Genomic DNA, 16,358 nt, shown 5'->3' with positions numbered 1-16,358 from the left:
GGCGTTACCATTGCAGGATCATGTCGGGGTCGGCACTGGTGCGCTGGGTGAAGCGCAGCTTCAGGCTGTTGGCGGCTTTCTCGCCGATATGACGCTGGCTGACATGGCCGTCTTCGAGCTTGTCCTGGCGCACCCGCAGGTACTCGTCCCGGCTGACTCGCACGCCGAACTGCCTGGCCCAGCGGGTCTGGTTGTCCTCCACGCTGGTGACCGGCACATAGGCTGGCTTGCCGGCGGCGTCCAGGGCCTCGACGATCAGGTACCAGCTTTTGCCGCGGGTGCTGTTCTCGCTGCAGCCGCTGGCTTCGTAGCAGCGTTCCACGCCGGACTTGATGCCTGGGCGGTCGACCAGCTTTAGGGCCAGGGGGGCGGCGGCATAGTCCAGGTAGTCCTTCACGCCTTCGAGGGCGTTGTCTGCGGTTTCCAGTTGCAGTGCGTTGATCTGCGTGCCGGCATTGTTGATCCAGCCGGTCAGTTGCTTGCGATCGGCCGCGTCCAGCGGCATGCCCTTCAGGCGCGCTAGCAGCTGTTGCTGGCGGTCGAGGCTGGCATACAGGTGGTCGATGCGGTTCAGCCGTTTGCGCACGCTGTTTACGTTCTGGCGCGTGCCTTTGATGTCGGCCTGGGCTTTGCTCACCTGAGCCCTGAAAGCCTTGCGGTCAGGGAAGGCGGCCGGGTTCAGCGAAACTGGTGGTTGAGTGCCGGGTAACAGGCGCTCGGCCTTGGCCAGCAGGTCTGCAGCCATGGCGTTCGGCTGGCGCTTCAGGCGCAGTTTGGTCTGTTCCAGGCGCTGGCGCTGCGCGGCGATTTCGCCCTGCAGGGCCTGGCTGTTGACCACCACCTGTTCGGCTCTTTCATCCACCCGGGTTTCCAGCTGCCAGTAGGCATACAGCGCCATGAGCAGGGTCATCAGGGTGGCGACGGCATAGTTCAGCAACTTGGCGCGGCCCAGGAACAGGCGCGCCAGCAGGCGTTGCCGGCGGCTCAGGGCGGGGGCTTCGAACACCAGCCGGCGCGAGAAGAACTGGCGTACGCCTTCATCGATGACTGTGTCGTCGAAGGCGATGCCGTTGTTCTGGTAATAGGTGCGGATACGCTCGGCCACCTCGGCGCGGCGCCGGGGCAGGTCAAGGTGCTCCTGGATTTCCATGTCGCGGTGGCGAAGCTGGTCGACCAGGGCCATGGCCCCCATCTGTTCGCTGAGCGAGACACTCATCGGTGGAGTTCCACAGTGTGGCGGCGCGGCTCGCGCTCCGGGCGATGGCTCATGGGGGTCCTTGCATGAGTGAGGAAGGGGGTGGGGCAGTATATCCAGACTTGCAGGCGAAATGATGGCTCGACTCAGGGCTGGGCAAAAATAAAAGCGTTGCCCTGCAACCCATCGCTGCGGGCCCCTACAGGCGGTGCACTCGGCAGGAGCCGGCTTGCCGGCGATGTGGCCCGTGCAGGCAATAAAAAAGGTTCTTCACGGAATCCCGGGAAAGACAGAAACAAGAACGCCGGTTTGATGGATGATGTTCGTGCGAGCAAACACATCTACAAACCGGCGTTCTTGTGCACGATATTAATACGTTTCTGCCCTTCTGGGAGGGCTTTTCTGTCACTGCGATCAGGCCTGATGGCGATGACCTGCTGATCGACCTGATTCCGCAGCCCACCCGATTCCCCACTTGCAGCGGCTGTCATCAGTCCAGCACCACCATCCACGAATACTGCCAGCGCTCAATCCGTGACCTACCCATTCTTGGCCGTGCAGTGCGGTTGAATGTTGAACTGCGGCGCGTCGGGTGCAGGGCATGCGGCAAGCGAATGGAGTCAGTCCGTTGGCTTGATCGCTATTCGCGGATGACCAAGCGCTTGGCCGAGGCGGTGATCCAGTCTTGCCAAAGACTGCCCACCCTGCACGTCGCCGAGCTGTTTGGTTTGCATTGGGACAGCGTGCGCTTACTGGAGCGACGGGCGCTACAACACGCACTGGAAAATCTACCGAAGGCCCAGCCCAGGCGCTTGGTGATGGATGAGTTCGCTCTGTTCAAAGGGCATCGCTATGCCAGCGTGGTTCTGGATGCTGATACCCGCCGGGTGCTGTGGATTGGCGAGGGGCGTAGCCGAGCTGCTGTCAGACCCTTTTTTGAAGAGCTGGGGCCGGAGGGCTGTGCACGGATCGAAGCAGTGGCAATGGACATGAACACCGCATTTGACCTGGAGGTACGCCAACATTGCCCGCAGGCACGCGTGGTCTATGACCTGTTTCATGTGGTCGCTAAGTATGGGCGAGAGGTAATTGACCGGGTGCGGGTCGATGAGGCCAACCGCTTGCGCCATGACAAACCCGCCCGCAAGGTGATCAAGCAAGCGCGGTGGCTCCTGCTGCGTAATCCAGAAAATCTCAAGCGAGAAGATCAGCAGGTACATCTGCAGGATCTGCTAGCAGCTAACCAATCGCTGATGACGGTTTATCTGATGAAGGCAGAGCTCAAAGCCCTGTGGTCACCCACCACCGCCTGGGGCTGGCGATCAGCCTGGAAGCAGTGGCTACGCCTAGCTGATGAAAGCGCGATACCGGCATTGAAGCAGTTCGCTAAACGCCTGAAGGGATACTGGCGCGGCATCCTGAGTAGGGTGCGGTGGCCGATGCACACGGGTCAGTTGGAAGGTATCAACAACCGGATCAAGGTGATCAAGCGGATGGCTTACGGCTACCGGGACAGCGAGTTCTTTTTCATGAAGATCAAGAATGACTTTCCCGGCAATCCGTGAAGAACCATAAAAAAGCCCGCATCGAGGATGCGGGCTCTTGGCCATCAAACCGCTGTTTACGCAGCCTTGGCTTCCTGCTGGCTCAGCGAGCGGTTGAGCGCACTGAACAGCGCCTTGAAGCTGGCGGTGGTGATGTTCTCGTCGATACCCACCCCGTGCACCGGGCGGCCACCGGCCACGCGCAGCTCGATGTAGGCCGCAGCTTTTGCATTGGTGCCGGCGCCGATGGCGTGCTCGTTGTAGTCCATGATTTCGACTGCAACCGGCAGGCCGGCGACCAAGGCTTCCAGGGCGCCGTTGCCCTTGCCGCGCCAGTGCAGGTTGGTCTCGCCTTCACCAGCGACTTCCACTTCCACGGCGCTGTTGCCGTTTTCTTCCTGCAAGCGGTGGCTGACCAAGGTGTAGGGGGCGTTGGCCTGCAGATATTCCTTCTGCAGCAGCTTGTAGATCTGCTGGGCAGTCATTTCCAGGCCCAGGCGGTCGGTTTCACCTTGCACCACCTGGCTGAACTCGATCTGCATGCGGCGTGGCAGGCTGATGCCGTATTCCTGCTCGAGCAGGTAGGTGATGCCGCCCTTGCCCGATTGGCTGTTGACGCGGATTACCGCCTCGTAGCTGCGGCCGATGTCGGCAGGGTCGATCGGCAGGTACGGCACTTCCCACAGCTCGCCTTCCTGCTGCTTGGTGAAGCCCTTGCGAATCGCGTCCTGGTGCGAGCCGGAGAACGCGGTGTGCACCAGGTCGCCGACGTAGGGGTGACGCGGGTGCACCGGCAGCTGGTTGCACTCCTCGACCACCTTGCGCACGCCGTCGATGTCGGAGAAGTCCAGCTGCGGGTCGATGCCCTGGGTGTAGAGGTTCAATGCCAGAGTGACCAGGTCGACGTTGCCGGTGCGCTCGCCGTTGCCGAACAGGCAGCCTTCGGCGCGGTCGGCGCCGGCCATCAGGCCCAGCTCGGTGGCGGCGATGCCGGTGCCGCGGTCGTTGTGGCAGTGCAGGCTGATGATCACGCTGTCACGGCGGTTGACGTTGCGGCAGAACCATTCGATCTGGTCGGCGTAGACGTTCGGCGTGGCAACTTCGACAGTGGCCGGCAGGTTGAGGATGATCTTGTGCTCAGGGGTGGGGTTCCACACCTCGATCACCGCGTCGCACACCTCTTTGGCGAACTCAAGTTCGGTGGCGCTGAAGGTTTCCGGCGAGTACTGGAAGGTCCATTGCGTCTCAGGCTGCTGGGCGGCGTACTTGACGAACAGCTTGGCAGCGTTGACAGCGATGTCTTTGACGCCCTGCTTGTCCTGGTTGAAGACGATGCGGCGGAACGACGGGCAGGTGGCGTTGTACAGGTGGACGATGGCCTTTTTGGCGCCGCGCAGCGATTCGAAGGTGCGGGCGATCAGGTCTTCACGGGCCTGGGTGAGCACCTGGATGGTGGTGTCGTCCGGGATGTGGCCGTCTTCGATCAGGGTGCGCACGAAGTCGAAATCGGTTTGCGAAGCGGAAGGGAAGGAGGCTTCGATTTCCTTCACGCCCACTTGCACCAGGGTCTTCCAGAAACGCAGCTTCTTCTCCGAATCCATCGGCTCGATCAGCGACTGGTTGCCATCACGCAGGTCCGAGCTGCACCAGATCGGCGCTTCGGTGATGGCCTTCGACGGCCAGGTGCGGTCGGGCAGGTCGATGGTCGGGAAGGCGCGGTATTTCTTCGAAGGGTCTTTGAGCATGGTCATGGAAGCAATCCTTTTGTGTGCGGCCGAGATCGGGCCTGCCGGGCAGTAACAAGATGAAGGGGCGAGGCGACGCGAATCAGCCTGGTAGTCGGGCGCTGACCAGGTTGAGGCTGCGATGTTGTCGGAGCAGGATGAGGGTGCTGAAGGTTTTCATGTGCTCAACCCTAACCAGTGGGGTGGGGGATGGCAAGCACTGCGAAAAAATTGAGAGGAATGCTTAAAAAATGCATTAAGGCGAGATTTTATCGCTGAGATGTGTTTTTAGGTTTTTAATTGTTGCGCAGTATTTTTTAATGGCGCAACACAGGTGAAGTGATGGTGGCGGTGCTCGCCTCTTCGCGGGCAAGCCCGCTCCCACAGGGAAATCACAGCCTTCGAACGCTTCGTCGTACCTGTGGGAGCGGGCTTGCCCGCGAAGCAGGGCCGCTGTCTCAGGGCTGGAACGCACCAATGAAAATCGCCGGGTCCACCCGCGCATCGTTCAGGCTGACGTTCCAGTGCATGTGCGGCCCGGTGGCACGCCCGGTCGAGCCCACGCGCCCCACCACTTCGCCGCGGCGCAGCACCTGCCCGGGCTTCACGTCGATCTTCGACATGTGGCAGAACATGCTGATGAAGCCTTGGCCATGGTCGACGAACACCGTGCGGCCATTGAAGAAGTAATCACCCACCAGGATTACCTTGCCGTTGGCCGGGGTCTTGATTGGCGTGCCGGCGGGTACGGCGAAGTCCAGGCCGGCGTGGGGGTTGCGCTCTTCGCCGTTGAAGAAGCGGCGCACGCCGAACTTGCTCGACAGCGGGCCGTTGACCGGCTTGTCGAGGATCAGGTTGCTCGGCAGCGCCGGGCTGAAGCTGCGGTAGGCCTTGATCTGCTCGGCAAGCTCGCGGTCAATGCGCTTGAGGTCGTCGGGGTTGGGATTGACCTGGCGCTGGTTCTTCAAGGTGATGTGTTGCTCGGGGTATTTCTTGCTGCCAACGCTGAACGCCAGAGTGCGCCCGCCTTGGGTCAGCACCGCGCTGCCGGGCTTTTGCGTCAGCGGGATGCCGACGATGGCCAGCCAGGTGTCCTGCTCCCTGACCACCAGCACCGGCTTGCCGTCGAAGCGCGCCGACGGGGCGCTGGCGGCAGGCCCCAGATCGACCACGGCAACGCCGCCGGGCACCGGCTTGTTCAGGGTGCGGGTGATGTAGCTGGCCTGGGCGGCGCTGATTGGCAGCAGCAGGGCGAGGGCGAGCAGGGGCGCGAACAGGAGGGGCATGTGTCAGTCCAGTAGCGAGAGGGTGACCGGGGTCTGGTGGTTGTCCTCGACCCGCACCTTCAGTTCGCCTTCGTTCAGGCGTGCGGTCAGGCGTTGGCCGTTGCGGGTATCGGCGGCGCTGCGCACGGCCTGGCCACGCTCGTCGAGCAGGATGCTGTAGCCGCGGGCGAGGGTGGCCAGGGGGCTGACCACCTGCAGCGTCTGCAGTTGCGCCTGAAAGCGCTGGCGGCGGTCCTTGAGCACTTCGCGCATGGCCCGTGGCAGGCGTGCGGCAAGGGTGTCCAGGCGCTGCTGGAGCATTTTCAGGTTGCGCCCCGGGTGCTGCGCGGCCAGGCGCATGTCCATGCGCCCCAGGCGCTCGTGGCGGCGCTGCATGCCGAGCATGAAGGCGCGGCGCAGGCGCATGTCCAGGTCGTCCAGACGCTGGGCCTGTTGGCGCAGGCGCTCGCCGGGGTGGCGCAGGCGCCGGGCCAGCCCGTCCAGGCGCAGGCGGTCATGGGCCAGGCGGTTTTGCATGCGCAGCAGCAGGCGCCGCTGCAGGCTGTCCAGGCGCTGCTGCAGGCCGCTGTTGTCGGGGGCCAGCAACTCGGCGGCGGCGGACGGCGTAGGGGCGCGCACGTCGGCGACGAAGTCACTGATCGACACGTCGGTTTCATGCCCCACGGCGCTGACGATGGGTGTCACGCAGGCGGCCACGGCGCGGGCCACGGCCTCTTCGTTGAAACACCACAAATCCTCCAGCGAGCCGCCGCCGCGGGCCAGGATCAACGCATCGAAGCCCTGGCGGTCGGCCATCTGCAGGGCGCGGACGATCTGGTTGATCGCTTCGCGGCCCTGTACGGCGGTGGGGATCAGGTTCAGCTCGACCTGCGGCGCGCGGCGGCCAAACACGCTGATGATGTCGCGGATCACCGCGCCGGTGGGCGAGGTGACGATGCCGATGCGCCGCGGATGGGCCGGCAGCGGCTGCTTGCGCTCGGTGCTGAACAGGCCCTCGGCACCGAGCTTCTCTTTGAGTGCCTCGAACGCCAGACGCAGGGCGCCGTCGCCGGCAGGCTCGACGGTGTCGAGGATCAGCTGGTAGTCGCCACGGCCCTCGAACAGCGAAACCTTGCCGCGCACCTTGACCGCCAGGCCGTCACGCAGGGCCTGGCGCACGCGGGCGGCGTTCTGGCGGAACAGCGCGCAGCGAATTTGCGCGCCGCTGTCCTTGAGGGTGAAGTACATGTGCCCGGAGGCCGGGCGGGCGAGGTTGGAAATCTCGCCTTCCACCCAGACGCTGCGGAACACGTCTTCCAGCAGCACGCGGGCGCGGCCGTTGAGCTGGCTGACGGTGAGGACCTCGCGGTCCAGGCCGAGTCGTTCGAAGGGGTCTCTGATCATGGCGGGCATCATAAAGGACATGCGGGGCGGTTGTCTGTGTCGAGTGGCATGGCACCGGCGCTGCCGGTGATCGCGGGGCAAGCCCGCTCCTACAGCATGTGGCGAGGTGCCCCCCCTTGCCGGCGATGGGGTGAGGCAGGCTAACCTGTGCCGGTCGCCCAAGGAATCGGCCCATGCTCAGCCAACTCGCCCTCACCCCCCTCGAATGGATTCCCATCCTGCTGGCCATCGCCGCCGCCTACATCGTCTTCGGCATTGCCGGGTTCGGTACCGCGCTGGTGGCAGGCCCGGTGCTGATTCACTTCATGCCGCTGTCGCGGATCATCCCGCTGCTGGTGCTGCTGGACTTTGTCGCCGCCTTCGGCAACCTGCTGCCATCACGCAAGGATGTGGTGCGCGGCGAACTGCTGCGCCTGCTGCCGTGCATGGCGGTGGGCTGCACCTTGGGCGTGGTGTTTCTGCTGCACCTCAAATCCGACCTGCTGCTGTTGCTGATGGGGCTGTTCGTTACCGCCTACGCCATCTACGGGCTGGCGGTGAAGGTGCGCCCGGCCAGGTTGTCCGGGCTGTGGGCGCTGCCGATGGGCACCGTGGGCGGGCTGTTCGGTGCGTTGTTCGGCAGTGGCGGCTTTCTGTATGCCATCTACCTCAGCGCCCGGCTGGGGGTGAAAGAGCAGGTGCGCGCCACCCAGAGCGCGCTGATCAGCTGCAGCACCATCGTGCGCCTGTCGCTGTTCCTGATCGCTGGTGTGTATGCCGACAGCAGCCTGCTGTGGTTGGCGGCCTGCCTGCTGCCGGTGATGTTCGTCGGGCTGTGGGTCGGCAGGCGCTTGACCCTGAAGTTGTCCCGCGAAGCCTTCGTGCGCCTGGTCACCTGGCTGGTGCTGGCCAGCGGCCTGGCGCTGATCGGTCGCTACCTGAGCGGCTGAGCAGGCGGTAGAATTGCGCCATTACCGCTGTTTTGCAGGCTTGCCCCGTTCATGAACACCCAGAGCATCATCGTTCCCAAGCTGTCCACCGTGCCGGTGCACGAAGCCCGTGCCCGGGCCATCCTGCGCTGGCTGGTGCGCGAAAAAGTCGTCGAGGAGCAACTGAGCACCTGCGGGCGTACCGGCAACCGCATGGGCCATGCCCTGGCCACAGGTGCCCGCAAGGTGGCCCTGCATCCGGAAAAACTGCCGTTGGGCAACCCGGTCAACGGCCTGGAGGTGATGCTCAAGCGCTGCATCTACACCCCCACCGAAGGTTTTCTTGAAGAGGCCGGCTGCCCGCAGTGCCGGCGCGAGGTGGGCGAGCCGCTGTTCGAGAGCCTGGAGGAGTGGATGCCGGCGGTGAGCGACAACTTCACCTGCCCGCTGTGCGGCTTCGAAGATGACATCAATGGCTTCATTTACCTGCAGCCATGTGCCTTTTCCAACCTTGGGTTCATCTTCAACAACTGGGGCGAGGCCGGGTTTACCCAGGCCTTTCTCGACAGCTTCGCCGACTGGCTCGACCAGCCGGTGGCTGTGGTGCAGGTGAAGGTAGGCTGATTCGACGGCCCCATCGCCGGCAAGCCGGCTCCTACAGGCAATGCGCTACGCCCTGTAGGAGCCGGCTTGCCGGCGAGGAGGCCACAACAGCCAAAACTGGACCGAAGGCCCTTATTTTGCATTGAGCGGCGCGCCTTGCATGAGTATAATGGCGCGCTTCCATTTTTCCCGCCCGGGAGCCCCCGCGATGCTGCGTATCAGCCAAGAAGCCCTGACCTTCGACGATATCCTCCTTGTACCTGGCTACTCCGAGGTACTGCCCAATGAAGTCAGTCTCAAGACCCGTTTGACCCGTGGCATCGAGCTGAACATTCCCCTGGTTTCCGCCGCCATGGATACCGTGACCGAAGCGCGTCTGGCCATTGCCATGGCCCAGGAAGGCGGCATCGGCATCATCCACAAGAACATGACCATCGAGCAGCAGGCCGGCGAAGTGCGCAAGGTCAAGAAGTTCGAGGCTGGCGTGGTCAAGGACCCGATCACCATCGACGCCGACGCCACCGTGCGCGACCTGTTCGAGCTGACCCGCCTGAACAACATCTCCGGTGTGCCAGTGCTGGAAAACGGCGACCTGGTCGGCATCGTCACCTCCCGTGACGTGCGCTTCGAAAACCGTCTGGACGCCAAGGTCCGCGACGTGATGACCCCCAAAGAGCGTCTGGTCACCGTGCGCGAAGGCGCCGACAAGAACGAAGTCCGCGAGCTGCTGCACAAGCACCGCCTGGAAAAAGTCCTGATCGTCGACGACAAGTTCGCCCTCAAGGGCATGATGACCGTCAAGGACATCGAAAAGGCCAAGGCCTACCCGCTGGCCAGCAAGGACGACCAGGGTCGCCTGCGCGTCGGCGCTGCGGTCGGTACCGGCAAGGACACCGGCGAGCGCGTTGCCGCGCTGGTTGCTGCCGGCGTTGACGTGGTTGTCGTCGACACCGCCCACGGCCACTCCAAAGGCGTGATCGACCGCGTTCGCTGGGTCAAAGAGACCTACCCGCAAGTGCAGGTGATCGGTGGCAACATCGCCACCGGCGCTGCCGCCAAGGCCCTGGCCGAAGCCGGCGCCGACGCAGTCAAGGTCGGTATCGGCCCAGGCTCGATCTGCACCACCCGTATCGTTGCCGGTGTCGGCGTGCCGCAAATCAGCGCCATCGCCAACGTTGCCGCCGCACTGGAAGGCACTGGCGTGCCACTGATCGCCGACGGCGGCATCCGTTTCTCGGGTGACCTGTCCAAGGCCATCGTCGCCGGTGCGTCCTGCGTGATGATGGGTTCGATGTTCGCCGGTACCGAAGAAGCCCCAGGTGAAGTCGAGCTGTTCCAGGGCCGTTCGTACAAGGCTTACCGCGGCATGGGCTCGCTGGGTGCCATGGCACAGGCGCAAGGCTCGTCCGACCGTTACTTCCAGGACTCCTCGGCCGGTGCCGAGAAACTGGTACCGGAAGGCATCGAAGGCCGCGTTCCTTACAAAGGCGCCCTGGCCGCGATCATCCACCAGCTGATGGGCGGCCTGCGTTCGTCCATGGGCTACACCGGCAGCGCGACCATCGAAGAGATGCGTACCAAGCCTGAGTTCGTGCGCATCACCGGTGCCGGCATGGCCGAGTCCCACGTGCATGACGTGCAGATCACCAAAGAAGCCCCTAACTACCGCGTAGGCTGAGGCTTCAAGCAATAACCGAACGGGGCTGTCACGAACAGCCCCGCGTCGTTTCCGATTTCCACTGACGAGATTGAGTCATGGCCCTCGACATTCACGCTCACCGCATCCTGATCCTCGATTTCGGTTCCCAGTACACCCAGCTGATCGCCCGCCGCGTGCGCGAAATCGGCGTGTACTGCGAGCTGCACCCGTTCGACATGGACGATGAAGCGATCCGCGAATTCAACCCGCGCGGCATCATCCTGGCCGGCGGCCCCGAGTCGGTCCACGAAGCCAACAGCCCGCGCGCCCCGCAAGCGGTGTTCGACCTGAAGGTGCCGGTACTGGGCATCTGCTACGGCATGCAGACCATGGCCGAGCAGATGGGCGGCAAGGTCGAAGGTTCCGAGCTGCGCGAGTTCGGCTACGCCCGTGTCGACGTGGTCGGCAAGAGCCGCCTGCTCGACGGCATCGAAGACCACGTCGACGATGACGGCGTACTGGGCCTGGACGTGTGGATGAGCCACGGCGACAAGGTCACCCAGATGCCAGGCAACTTCAACGTGCTGGCCAGCACCCCGAGCTGCCCGATCGCCGGCATGTACGACGACGCCCTGGGCTACTACGGCGTGCAGTTCCACCCGGAAGTGACCCACACCAAGCAGGGCGGTCGCATCCTGTCGCGTTTCGTGCAGGACATCTGCGGCTGTGAAGCCCTGTGGACCGCCTCGAACATCGTCGAAGACGCCATCGCCCAGGTACGTGCACAAGTCGGTTCGGCCAACGTCCTGCTGGGCCTGTCCGGCGGCGTCGACAGCTCGGTGGTTGCAGCGCTGCTGCACCGCGCCATCGGCGACCAGCTGACCTGCGTATTCGTCGACAACGGCCTGCTGCGCCTGCACGAAGGCGACCAGGTGATGGCCATGTTCAAGGAGAACATGGGCGTCAAGGTGATCCGCGCCGATGCTGAAAAGCAGTTCCTCGACAACCTCGAAGGCGAAGCGGACCCAGAGAAGAAGCGCAAGATCATCGGCCGCACCTTCATCGACATCTTCGATGCCGAGGCCAGCAAGCTGGAGAACATCCAGTTCCTCGCCCAGGGCACCATCTACCCCGACGTGATCGAGTCGGCCGGCGCCAAGAGCGGCAAGGCCCACGTGATCAAGTCGCACCACAACGTCGGCGGCCTGCCGGAGGAAATGAACCTCAAGCTGGTCGAGCCACTGCGTGAGCTGTTCAAGGACGAAGTGCGCAAGATCGGCCTGGAACTGGGCCTGCCGTACGACATGGTCTACCGCCACCCGTTCCCGGGCCCGGGCTTGGGTGTGCGCATTCTGGGTGAAGTGAAGAAGGAATACGCCGACATCCTGCGTCGCGCCGACCACATCTTCATCGAAGAGCTGCGCAAGGCCGACTGGTACCACAAGACCAGCCAGGCCTTCGTGGTGTTCCAGCCGGTCAAGTCGGTGGGCGTCGTTGGCGACGGCCGTCGCTACGCCTGGGTCGTGGCGCTGCGCGCCGTCGAGACCGTGGACTTCATGACCGCACGTTGGGCGCACCTGCCTTACGAGCTGCTGGAGACCGTGAGCGGGCGCATCATCAACGAAATCGAAGGTATTTCGCGCGTTACTTACGACGTGTCGAGCAAGCCGCCGGCCACCATCGAGTGGGAATAAGTTGAGCCACAAGGGCGCCGCAAGGCGCCCTTGTTGTATCTGCGTGGTCACTTTTGTCGTTCAGGTATGGCCATGAGCCATGGTTGTGCTAGCTTGCTGGAACCTTGGGGTTTCAGTGACTGCTTTATCACCGATACCCCAGGCCAGTTCACAGCGATCCGGCAATGGCTTTGCAGCAGCTTGGGTATTGCGGCCGGCCTTGCCACTCCTTCTACCGACAAGGACGAGCCATGGCCTCCACCTATGCAACACCCGGCGTGTACATCAACGGGGCCAGCGCCCAAGCCGCCAGCGTGGTGGCGGTCGCGACTGCGGTTCCGGCCTTCATCGGTTACACGCCCCGTGCCGTGTATCAGGGCCAGTCTTGTTACAACCAGGCGGTGAAGGTCTCTTCGTTCGCCGAGTTCCAGGCCTGTTTCATGCTGGACAACCCGCCGCCGCCGGCTGACCCGGCGCGCCAGTACAGCCCGCAGTACTACCTGGTGGCACAGAAGGGGCAGCCCGCCTCAGGTGACTACCTGGTTATCGACGGGGTGTACTACGCGGTGTTGCCTGACCCCGCGACCCTTTACTACCTCTATAACAGCATCCGCTTGTTCTACCAGAACGGTGGCGGCGATGCGTACATCGTCGCCGTCGGCCCTTATGGCCCGCCCAGCAAGCAGCCAGTCAGCGACCCGGCTGCGCAGTGGGTCAACCCCAACGTGCAACTGGCCGACCTGCAGCGCGGCCTGGCTACCTTGCTGAACCAGCCCGAGCCGACCTTGTACATCTGCCCGGAGGCCACCCTGCTGGCCGGGGCCGATAACGCCACGCTCATGCAGGGCATGCTGCTGCAGGCAGAGGAGATGGGCACGGCCCTGTGCGTGTTCGACATCATCGGCGGCGCCAATCCCGACCCCGTCCGTTACACCCAGGATATCCAGGCCTTTCGCAACAACACCGGTAACAACGGGCTGAACTACGGCACCTGCTACTACCCGTTCATCGGCACCACCATCATGCAGCAGGGCGATATCGACTTCACCAACCTGTTCGGTGGCGACATCGCGCAACTGGCAGCGTTGATCAACCCGCCGGCCGCGCCCAATGCTGCGGTGGCTACCTTGCTGGGCCTCATCGAGAAGCCGCCGGCCAACCCAATGAGCAACAGCCAGTTGCAAGATGCGTTGCTCAATGCCTGCCCGCTCTATGGTCAGATCGTCAAGCATGTCCTTGCGTGCGCCAATATGCTGCCAGCCAGTGGCGCCATGGCCGGGGTGTATACGCTCAGCGACAACACCCACGGCGTCTGGAACGCGCCAGCCAACATGAGCATCGTCGGTGCGGTCAGCCTGCCGATCAACTTGTCTGACCCGCAGCAGGCCAATCTCAACGTCGATCCGGTGTCGGGCAAGTCGATCAACGCCATCCGTTTGTTCAGCGGCCAGGGCATTCTCGTCTGGGGTGCGCGCACCCTTGATGGCAACAGCCAGGACTGGCGTTACGTGCCGGTGCGCCGGACCGTGACCTTCCTTGAACAGTCGATCAAGCTCGCCACCAGGGCCTTTGTGTTCGAGCCCAACAACGCCAACACCTGGGGGGCGGTCAAGACGATGATCACAAGCTTTCTCACCGATATCTGGAAGCAGGGCGGCCTGCAGGGTGCGGCGCCGGCGGATGCGTTTCAGGTGAGTGTCGGGCTGGGCTCAAGCATGACGGCCGATGACCTGCTTAACGGCTACCTGGGTGTCACGGTCGAGGTGGCAGTGGCACGCCCGGCCGAGTTCATCGTCATTACCTTCCAGCAACAGCAGGCAGCCAGTGTCTGATCTGCTGAGGGAAGCACGCCATTACTTGGAGCTGTGCATCGAAGCAATGGCGTAGCTCAGATGCAGGGCGCTCGTGCGCCCGGTATTCAACCCTCGCGCCGAATCACCGCCTCACAGCGCACCGGGAAGTTCACCGAGTTGGCAACAAAGCACTCATGGTGAGCATCTTCATGCAGCCGCAGCGCCATCTGCGCATCCGAATCACTGCTCACCACCACCTGCGGGCGCAGCACCACTTCGGTGAAGTGCCCCTTGCGCTCGGCATCGCCTTCGACCATGCGCCCCTCGGGGTGGTCGACATAGGCCAGCACATTGACCTTGTTTACCGCACACAGGTGCAGGTACCACAGCTTGTGGCAGGCCGACAGCGAGGCCAGCAGCATGTCCTCGGGGTTCCAGCGCGCGGGGTCGCCGCGAAAGGCCGGGTCGGCCGAGCCGTGCAGGCTGGGCTTGCCCGTGATCTCGAGGGTGTAGTCGCGCTGGTAGGCGGTGTAGCTGCTGGTGCCCTGGCCAGTGTTGCCGGTCCAGTTCAGGGTGAGTGCGTAGTGGTGTTCCTTCATGTCCCTTCCTTGCGAGCATTTATGGAGCCGCGATCATTGCACAGCTTCAGCGCTGTTCGGGGGCCTTGGCGAAAAACGCCTTCTGATAGGCGTCGTAGGACAGCAAACGGTTTTTCGTCGCGGTGAATTCATCGCCGGTCACCAGGTGGGGTTTGTTCTCCCACGGGTCGTCGTCGAGGTTGTAGCGCACCAGGGTGTCCGGGCTGTATTCGTAGATGTACTTGTGCGGGGGCTCCACCAGCGCGCTGGCGAGCCGGTCGAAGAAGGTCGCCATGAAGAACGCCCGCCTGCCGTGGGGCCGCAGCAGGCTGATGCCCTGCACCTTGAAGCTTTCATCGGTGACGCCGAACAAATCCGCCACAGTGGGAGCGATATCGGTCTGCTGGCTGACGCCCGATTCAGGCTTGGGCAGAGTTTGGCCCTTGGCCCAGAAGATCAGCGGCACGGTCACTTCTTCTTCGTGCATCGACGAGTTGTGGATGAACATGCCGTGCTCGCCAAACGACTCGCCGTGGTCGCCAACCAGCACGAACAGGGTCGAGTCGAGCAGGCCGGCTTTGTCGTAGCCTTCGAGCATCTGCCCGATCAACGCGTCGGTGGTCTCGATGCAGGCTTCGTACTTGTCCAGCTCCGAGGTGGGCACACGGTTGCCCGGGCAGTCGTAGGGGTAGTGGGCAGCGCTTGGGAAGTACAAGGCGATGAAGCCCTTGCCCGCCTGCTGTATGGCTTGCAGGTAGGGGATGCTGGGCAGGAACAGCTGCTCGTCGCTGGCGCCGAAGCTGCTGCTGTGCTGCGCCGCCGCGTTGGCGGGCAGCATGTCGGCGACGGCGTAGGCCTTGGATACGCCGATGGACTTGAGAAAACCGTCCATGTTTTCAAACTGCAGGTACAGCGAGCTGAAGGCCACGGCCTCCATGTTGCGCTTTTGCTTGAGCGCGTGGATCACCCCGGGCTGGTACAGGTGCATGGCTTCTTTGATTTCCACACCGGGGTAGGCGTGCAGCCCGGTGAAGATCGAGAAGTACCCTTTGGAGGAGTGCGGCACCGTGACGTAGGCCTTGGTCAGCATGCCTTCGCGGGCGAGCCTGGCGAAGGTGGGGTAGCGTTCGGTGGTGTCGACGTTGGGGCCGAAGGTGCTGTTCCAGCGCACCGACTCCATGACGATGTACACCAGGTTTTTGAAGGCTGGGGCTATCTCGGACCTGGGCAGTGCGTTGATGGCTGACAGTGGGTAGGCGGGCTGTTCGAAGGGCAGCAGGTTCTGCGCGGTGTTGTCGCGGCCAAGGCCGGTGCTGCGCAGTGCCTCGATCAGCGGGCGGGTGGCGATGTTCTGGTTCAGGTCGTAGCGTGCGTCGCGGGCAAGCACCGCGCCCAGCAGCAGGCCTGCCAGCACGGCGATGAGCGCCAGCTTGCCGCTGCCGGTCATGGGCGCTGATGGGTATTTGCGCGCCCTGCGGGTGGCCAGGCCCACCAGCAGCCAGGTGCCCAGCCAGGCCAGGAACAGCATGAAAACAATGAAGCGGAAGGTGAAGCCAAAGCCGGCCAACTGGTTGAGAAACACCTCGGCGCCCGAGCTCAGGCTGCCCGCATGCTCCAGGCTGTATTGCACCAGCTTCAAGTCCAGCGGCTTGAGCCACAGTTCGCGCACGCGCATGTCGATCAGCAATAGCAGCAGCAAGGCGCCGCAGCAGGCACTGACCGGCAGCCAGCTGTAACGCACCCTGCGCAGCAAGGTGATCGCCAGCAGGTAAACCAGCGCGGCCAGCAGAAGGTCCTGCAGCAGATAAAGGCCGATGCTGACCGGGTCGGTATCGACCCAGCGGCTGGCGAAATAGCTGATCAGGATGACCTTTGGCAGCAGTAGCAGTGAAACGGCGGCCAGCAGGGCCAGCTGCAATGGAGTATTGCCTTTTTGCATGTTGGCCAAGCCTCGGAATGGGTTAGGCAGTCGCGACGCTTGAACTTAAGCAGCCTGTGCTTGTTTGGGCAAGCAGTCACGCAGGCCGGCAGG

At 63.4% G+C, this 16,358-nt stretch carries 12 protein-coding genes; 6 read left to right on the top strand and 6 right to left on the bottom strand.

The window, feature by feature from the left end:
- Positions 1–4 precede the first annotated feature (4 nt).
- Positions 5–1,216, bottom strand: a complete 1,212-nt coding sequence (locus KSS93_RS24120; protein ID WP_217886288.1) for a DUF6384 family protein — start codon at positions 1,214–1,216, stop codon at positions 5–7.
- A gap of 338 nt (positions 1,217–1,554) precedes the next feature.
- Here KSS93_RS24120 and KSS93_RS24115 point away from each other — a divergent pair, with 338 nt between their 5' ends.
- Positions 1,555–2,760, top strand: coding sequence for an ISL3 family transposase (locus tag KSS93_RS24115; protein ID WP_217886287.1), 1,206 nt, complete (start codon positions 1,555–1,557; stop codon positions 2,758–2,760).
- 56 nt (positions 2,761–2,816) lie between these two features.
- Here KSS93_RS24115 and leuA read toward each other — a convergent pair whose 3' ends face one another.
- The 3 genes from leuA to xseA all read right to left on the bottom strand — a co-directional run bounded on the left by leuA (position 2,817) and on the right by xseA (position 7,132).
- Positions 2,817–4,490 carry a 2-isopropylmalate synthase gene (gene leuA, locus KSS93_RS24110; protein ID WP_217840086.1) on the bottom strand — a complete coding sequence of 558 codons (1,674 nt, stop codon included), beginning with the start codon at positions 4,488–4,490 and terminating at the stop codon, positions 2,817–2,819.
- A 431-nt stretch (positions 4,491–4,921) separates the two neighbouring features.
- Positions 4,922–5,749 (bottom strand): M23 family metallopeptidase, encoded by an 828-nt coding sequence (locus KSS93_RS24105; protein ID WP_217886286.1) that lies wholly within the window; start codon positions 5,747–5,749, stop codon positions 4,922–4,924.
- Positions 5,750–5,752: 3 nt separating this feature from the next.
- Positions 5,753–7,132, bottom strand: a complete 1,380-nt coding sequence (xseA, locus tag KSS93_RS24100) for an exodeoxyribonuclease VII large subunit (protein ID WP_217886285.1) — start codon at positions 7,130–7,132, stop codon at positions 5,753–5,755.
- 173 nt (positions 7,133–7,305) lie between these two features.
- Between xseA and KSS93_RS24095 the strand changes: the two genes are divergently transcribed.
- The 5 genes from KSS93_RS24095 (at position 7,306) to KSS93_RS24075 (ending at position 13,787) form a co-directional block, all read left to right on the top strand.
- A complete protein-coding gene (locus KSS93_RS24095; RefSeq protein WP_217886284.1) occupies positions 7,306–8,061 on the top strand; it encodes a sulfite exporter TauE/SafE family protein in 756 nt (251 codons plus the stop codon).
- 51 nt (positions 8,062–8,112) lie between these two features.
- A complete protein-coding gene (locus tag KSS93_RS24090; protein ID WP_217886283.1) occupies positions 8,113–8,664 on the top strand; it encodes a sugar ABC transporter ATPase in 552 nt (183 codons plus the stop codon).
- Between the two features lie 187 nt (positions 8,665–8,851).
- Positions 8,852–10,321 (top strand): IMP dehydrogenase, encoded by a 1,470-nt coding sequence (gene guaB / locus KSS93_RS24085; RefSeq protein ID WP_217886282.1) that lies wholly within the window; start codon positions 8,852–8,854, stop codon positions 10,319–10,321.
- 77 nt (positions 10,322–10,398) lie between these two features.
- Positions 10,399–11,976 carry a glutamine-hydrolyzing GMP synthase gene (gene guaA / locus KSS93_RS24080; protein WP_217840080.1) on the top strand — a complete coding sequence of 526 codons (1,578 nt, stop codon included), beginning with the start codon at positions 10,399–10,401 and terminating at the stop codon, positions 11,974–11,976.
- A 230-nt stretch (positions 11,977–12,206) separates the two neighbouring features.
- Entirely contained in the window at positions 12,207–13,787 is a 1,581-nt protein-coding gene (locus tag KSS93_RS24075; RefSeq protein WP_217886281.1) for a phage tail sheath family protein, read from the top strand.
- An 86-nt stretch (positions 13,788–13,873) separates the two neighbouring features.
- Here KSS93_RS24075 and KSS93_RS24070 read toward each other — a convergent pair whose 3' ends face one another.
- Both KSS93_RS24070 and KSS93_RS24065 read right to left on the bottom strand, forming a co-directional pair.
- Positions 13,874–14,347 carry an OsmC family protein gene (locus KSS93_RS24070; protein ID WP_217886280.1) on the bottom strand — a complete coding sequence of 158 codons (474 nt, stop codon included), beginning with the start codon at positions 14,345–14,347 and terminating at the stop codon, positions 13,874–13,876.
- 46 nt (positions 14,348–14,393) lie between these two features.
- Positions 14,394–16,265, bottom strand: a complete 1,872-nt coding sequence (locus KSS93_RS24065; protein WP_217886279.1) for an LTA synthase family protein — start codon at positions 16,263–16,265, stop codon at positions 14,394–14,396.
- Between the last annotated feature and the right edge of the window lie 93 nt (positions 16,266–16,358).

Origin of the sequence: Pseudomonas xanthosomatis (assembly GCF_019139835.1) — a bacterium.
GTDB lineage: Bacteria > Pseudomonadota > Gammaproteobacteria > Pseudomonadales > Pseudomonadaceae > Aquipseudomonas > Aquipseudomonas fakonensis.
This window is presented reverse-complemented; position numbering and strand designations above follow the sequence as displayed.

What these genes read in the sequence shown, in the direction of transcription:
- KSS93_RS24120 (WP_217886288.1), bottom strand. Translation starts at nt 1,216, where the DNA reads ATGAGTGTCTCGCTCAGCGAACAGATGGGGGCCATGGCCCTGGTCGAC.
- leuA (WP_217840086.1), bottom strand. Translation starts at nt 4,490, where the DNA reads ATGACCATGCTCAAAGACCCTTCGAAGAAATACCGCGCCTTCCCGACC.
- KSS93_RS24105 (WP_217886286.1), bottom strand. Translation starts at nt 5,749, where the DNA reads ATGCCCCTCCTGTTCGCGCCCCTGCTCGCCCTCGCCCTGCTGCTGCCA.
- xseA (WP_217886285.1), bottom strand. Translation starts at nt 7,132, where the DNA reads ATGATCAGAGACCCCTTCGAACGACTCGGCCTGGACCGCGAGGTCCTC.
- KSS93_RS24095 (WP_217886284.1), top strand. Translation starts at nt 7,306, where the DNA reads ATGCTCAGCCAACTCGCCCTCACCCCCCTCGAATGGATTCCCATCCTG.
- KSS93_RS24090 (WP_217886283.1), top strand. Translation starts at nt 8,113, where the DNA reads ATGAACACCCAGAGCATCATCGTTCCCAAGCTGTCCACCGTGCCGGTG.
- guaB (WP_217886282.1), top strand. Translation starts at nt 8,852, where the DNA reads ATGCTGCGTATCAGCCAAGAAGCCCTGACCTTCGACGATATCCTCCTT.
- guaA (WP_217840080.1), top strand. Translation starts at nt 10,399, where the DNA reads ATGGCCCTCGACATTCACGCTCACCGCATCCTGATCCTCGATTTCGGT.
- KSS93_RS24075 (WP_217886281.1), top strand. Translation starts at nt 12,207, where the DNA reads ATGGCCTCCACCTATGCAACACCCGGCGTGTACATCAACGGGGCCAGC.
- KSS93_RS24070 (WP_217886280.1), bottom strand. Translation starts at nt 14,347, where the DNA reads ATGAAGGAACACCACTACGCACTCACCCTGAACTGGACCGGCAACACT.
- KSS93_RS24065 (WP_217886279.1), bottom strand. Translation starts at nt 16,265, where the DNA reads ATGCAAAAAGGCAATACTCCATTGCAGCTGGCCCTGCTGGCCGCCGTT.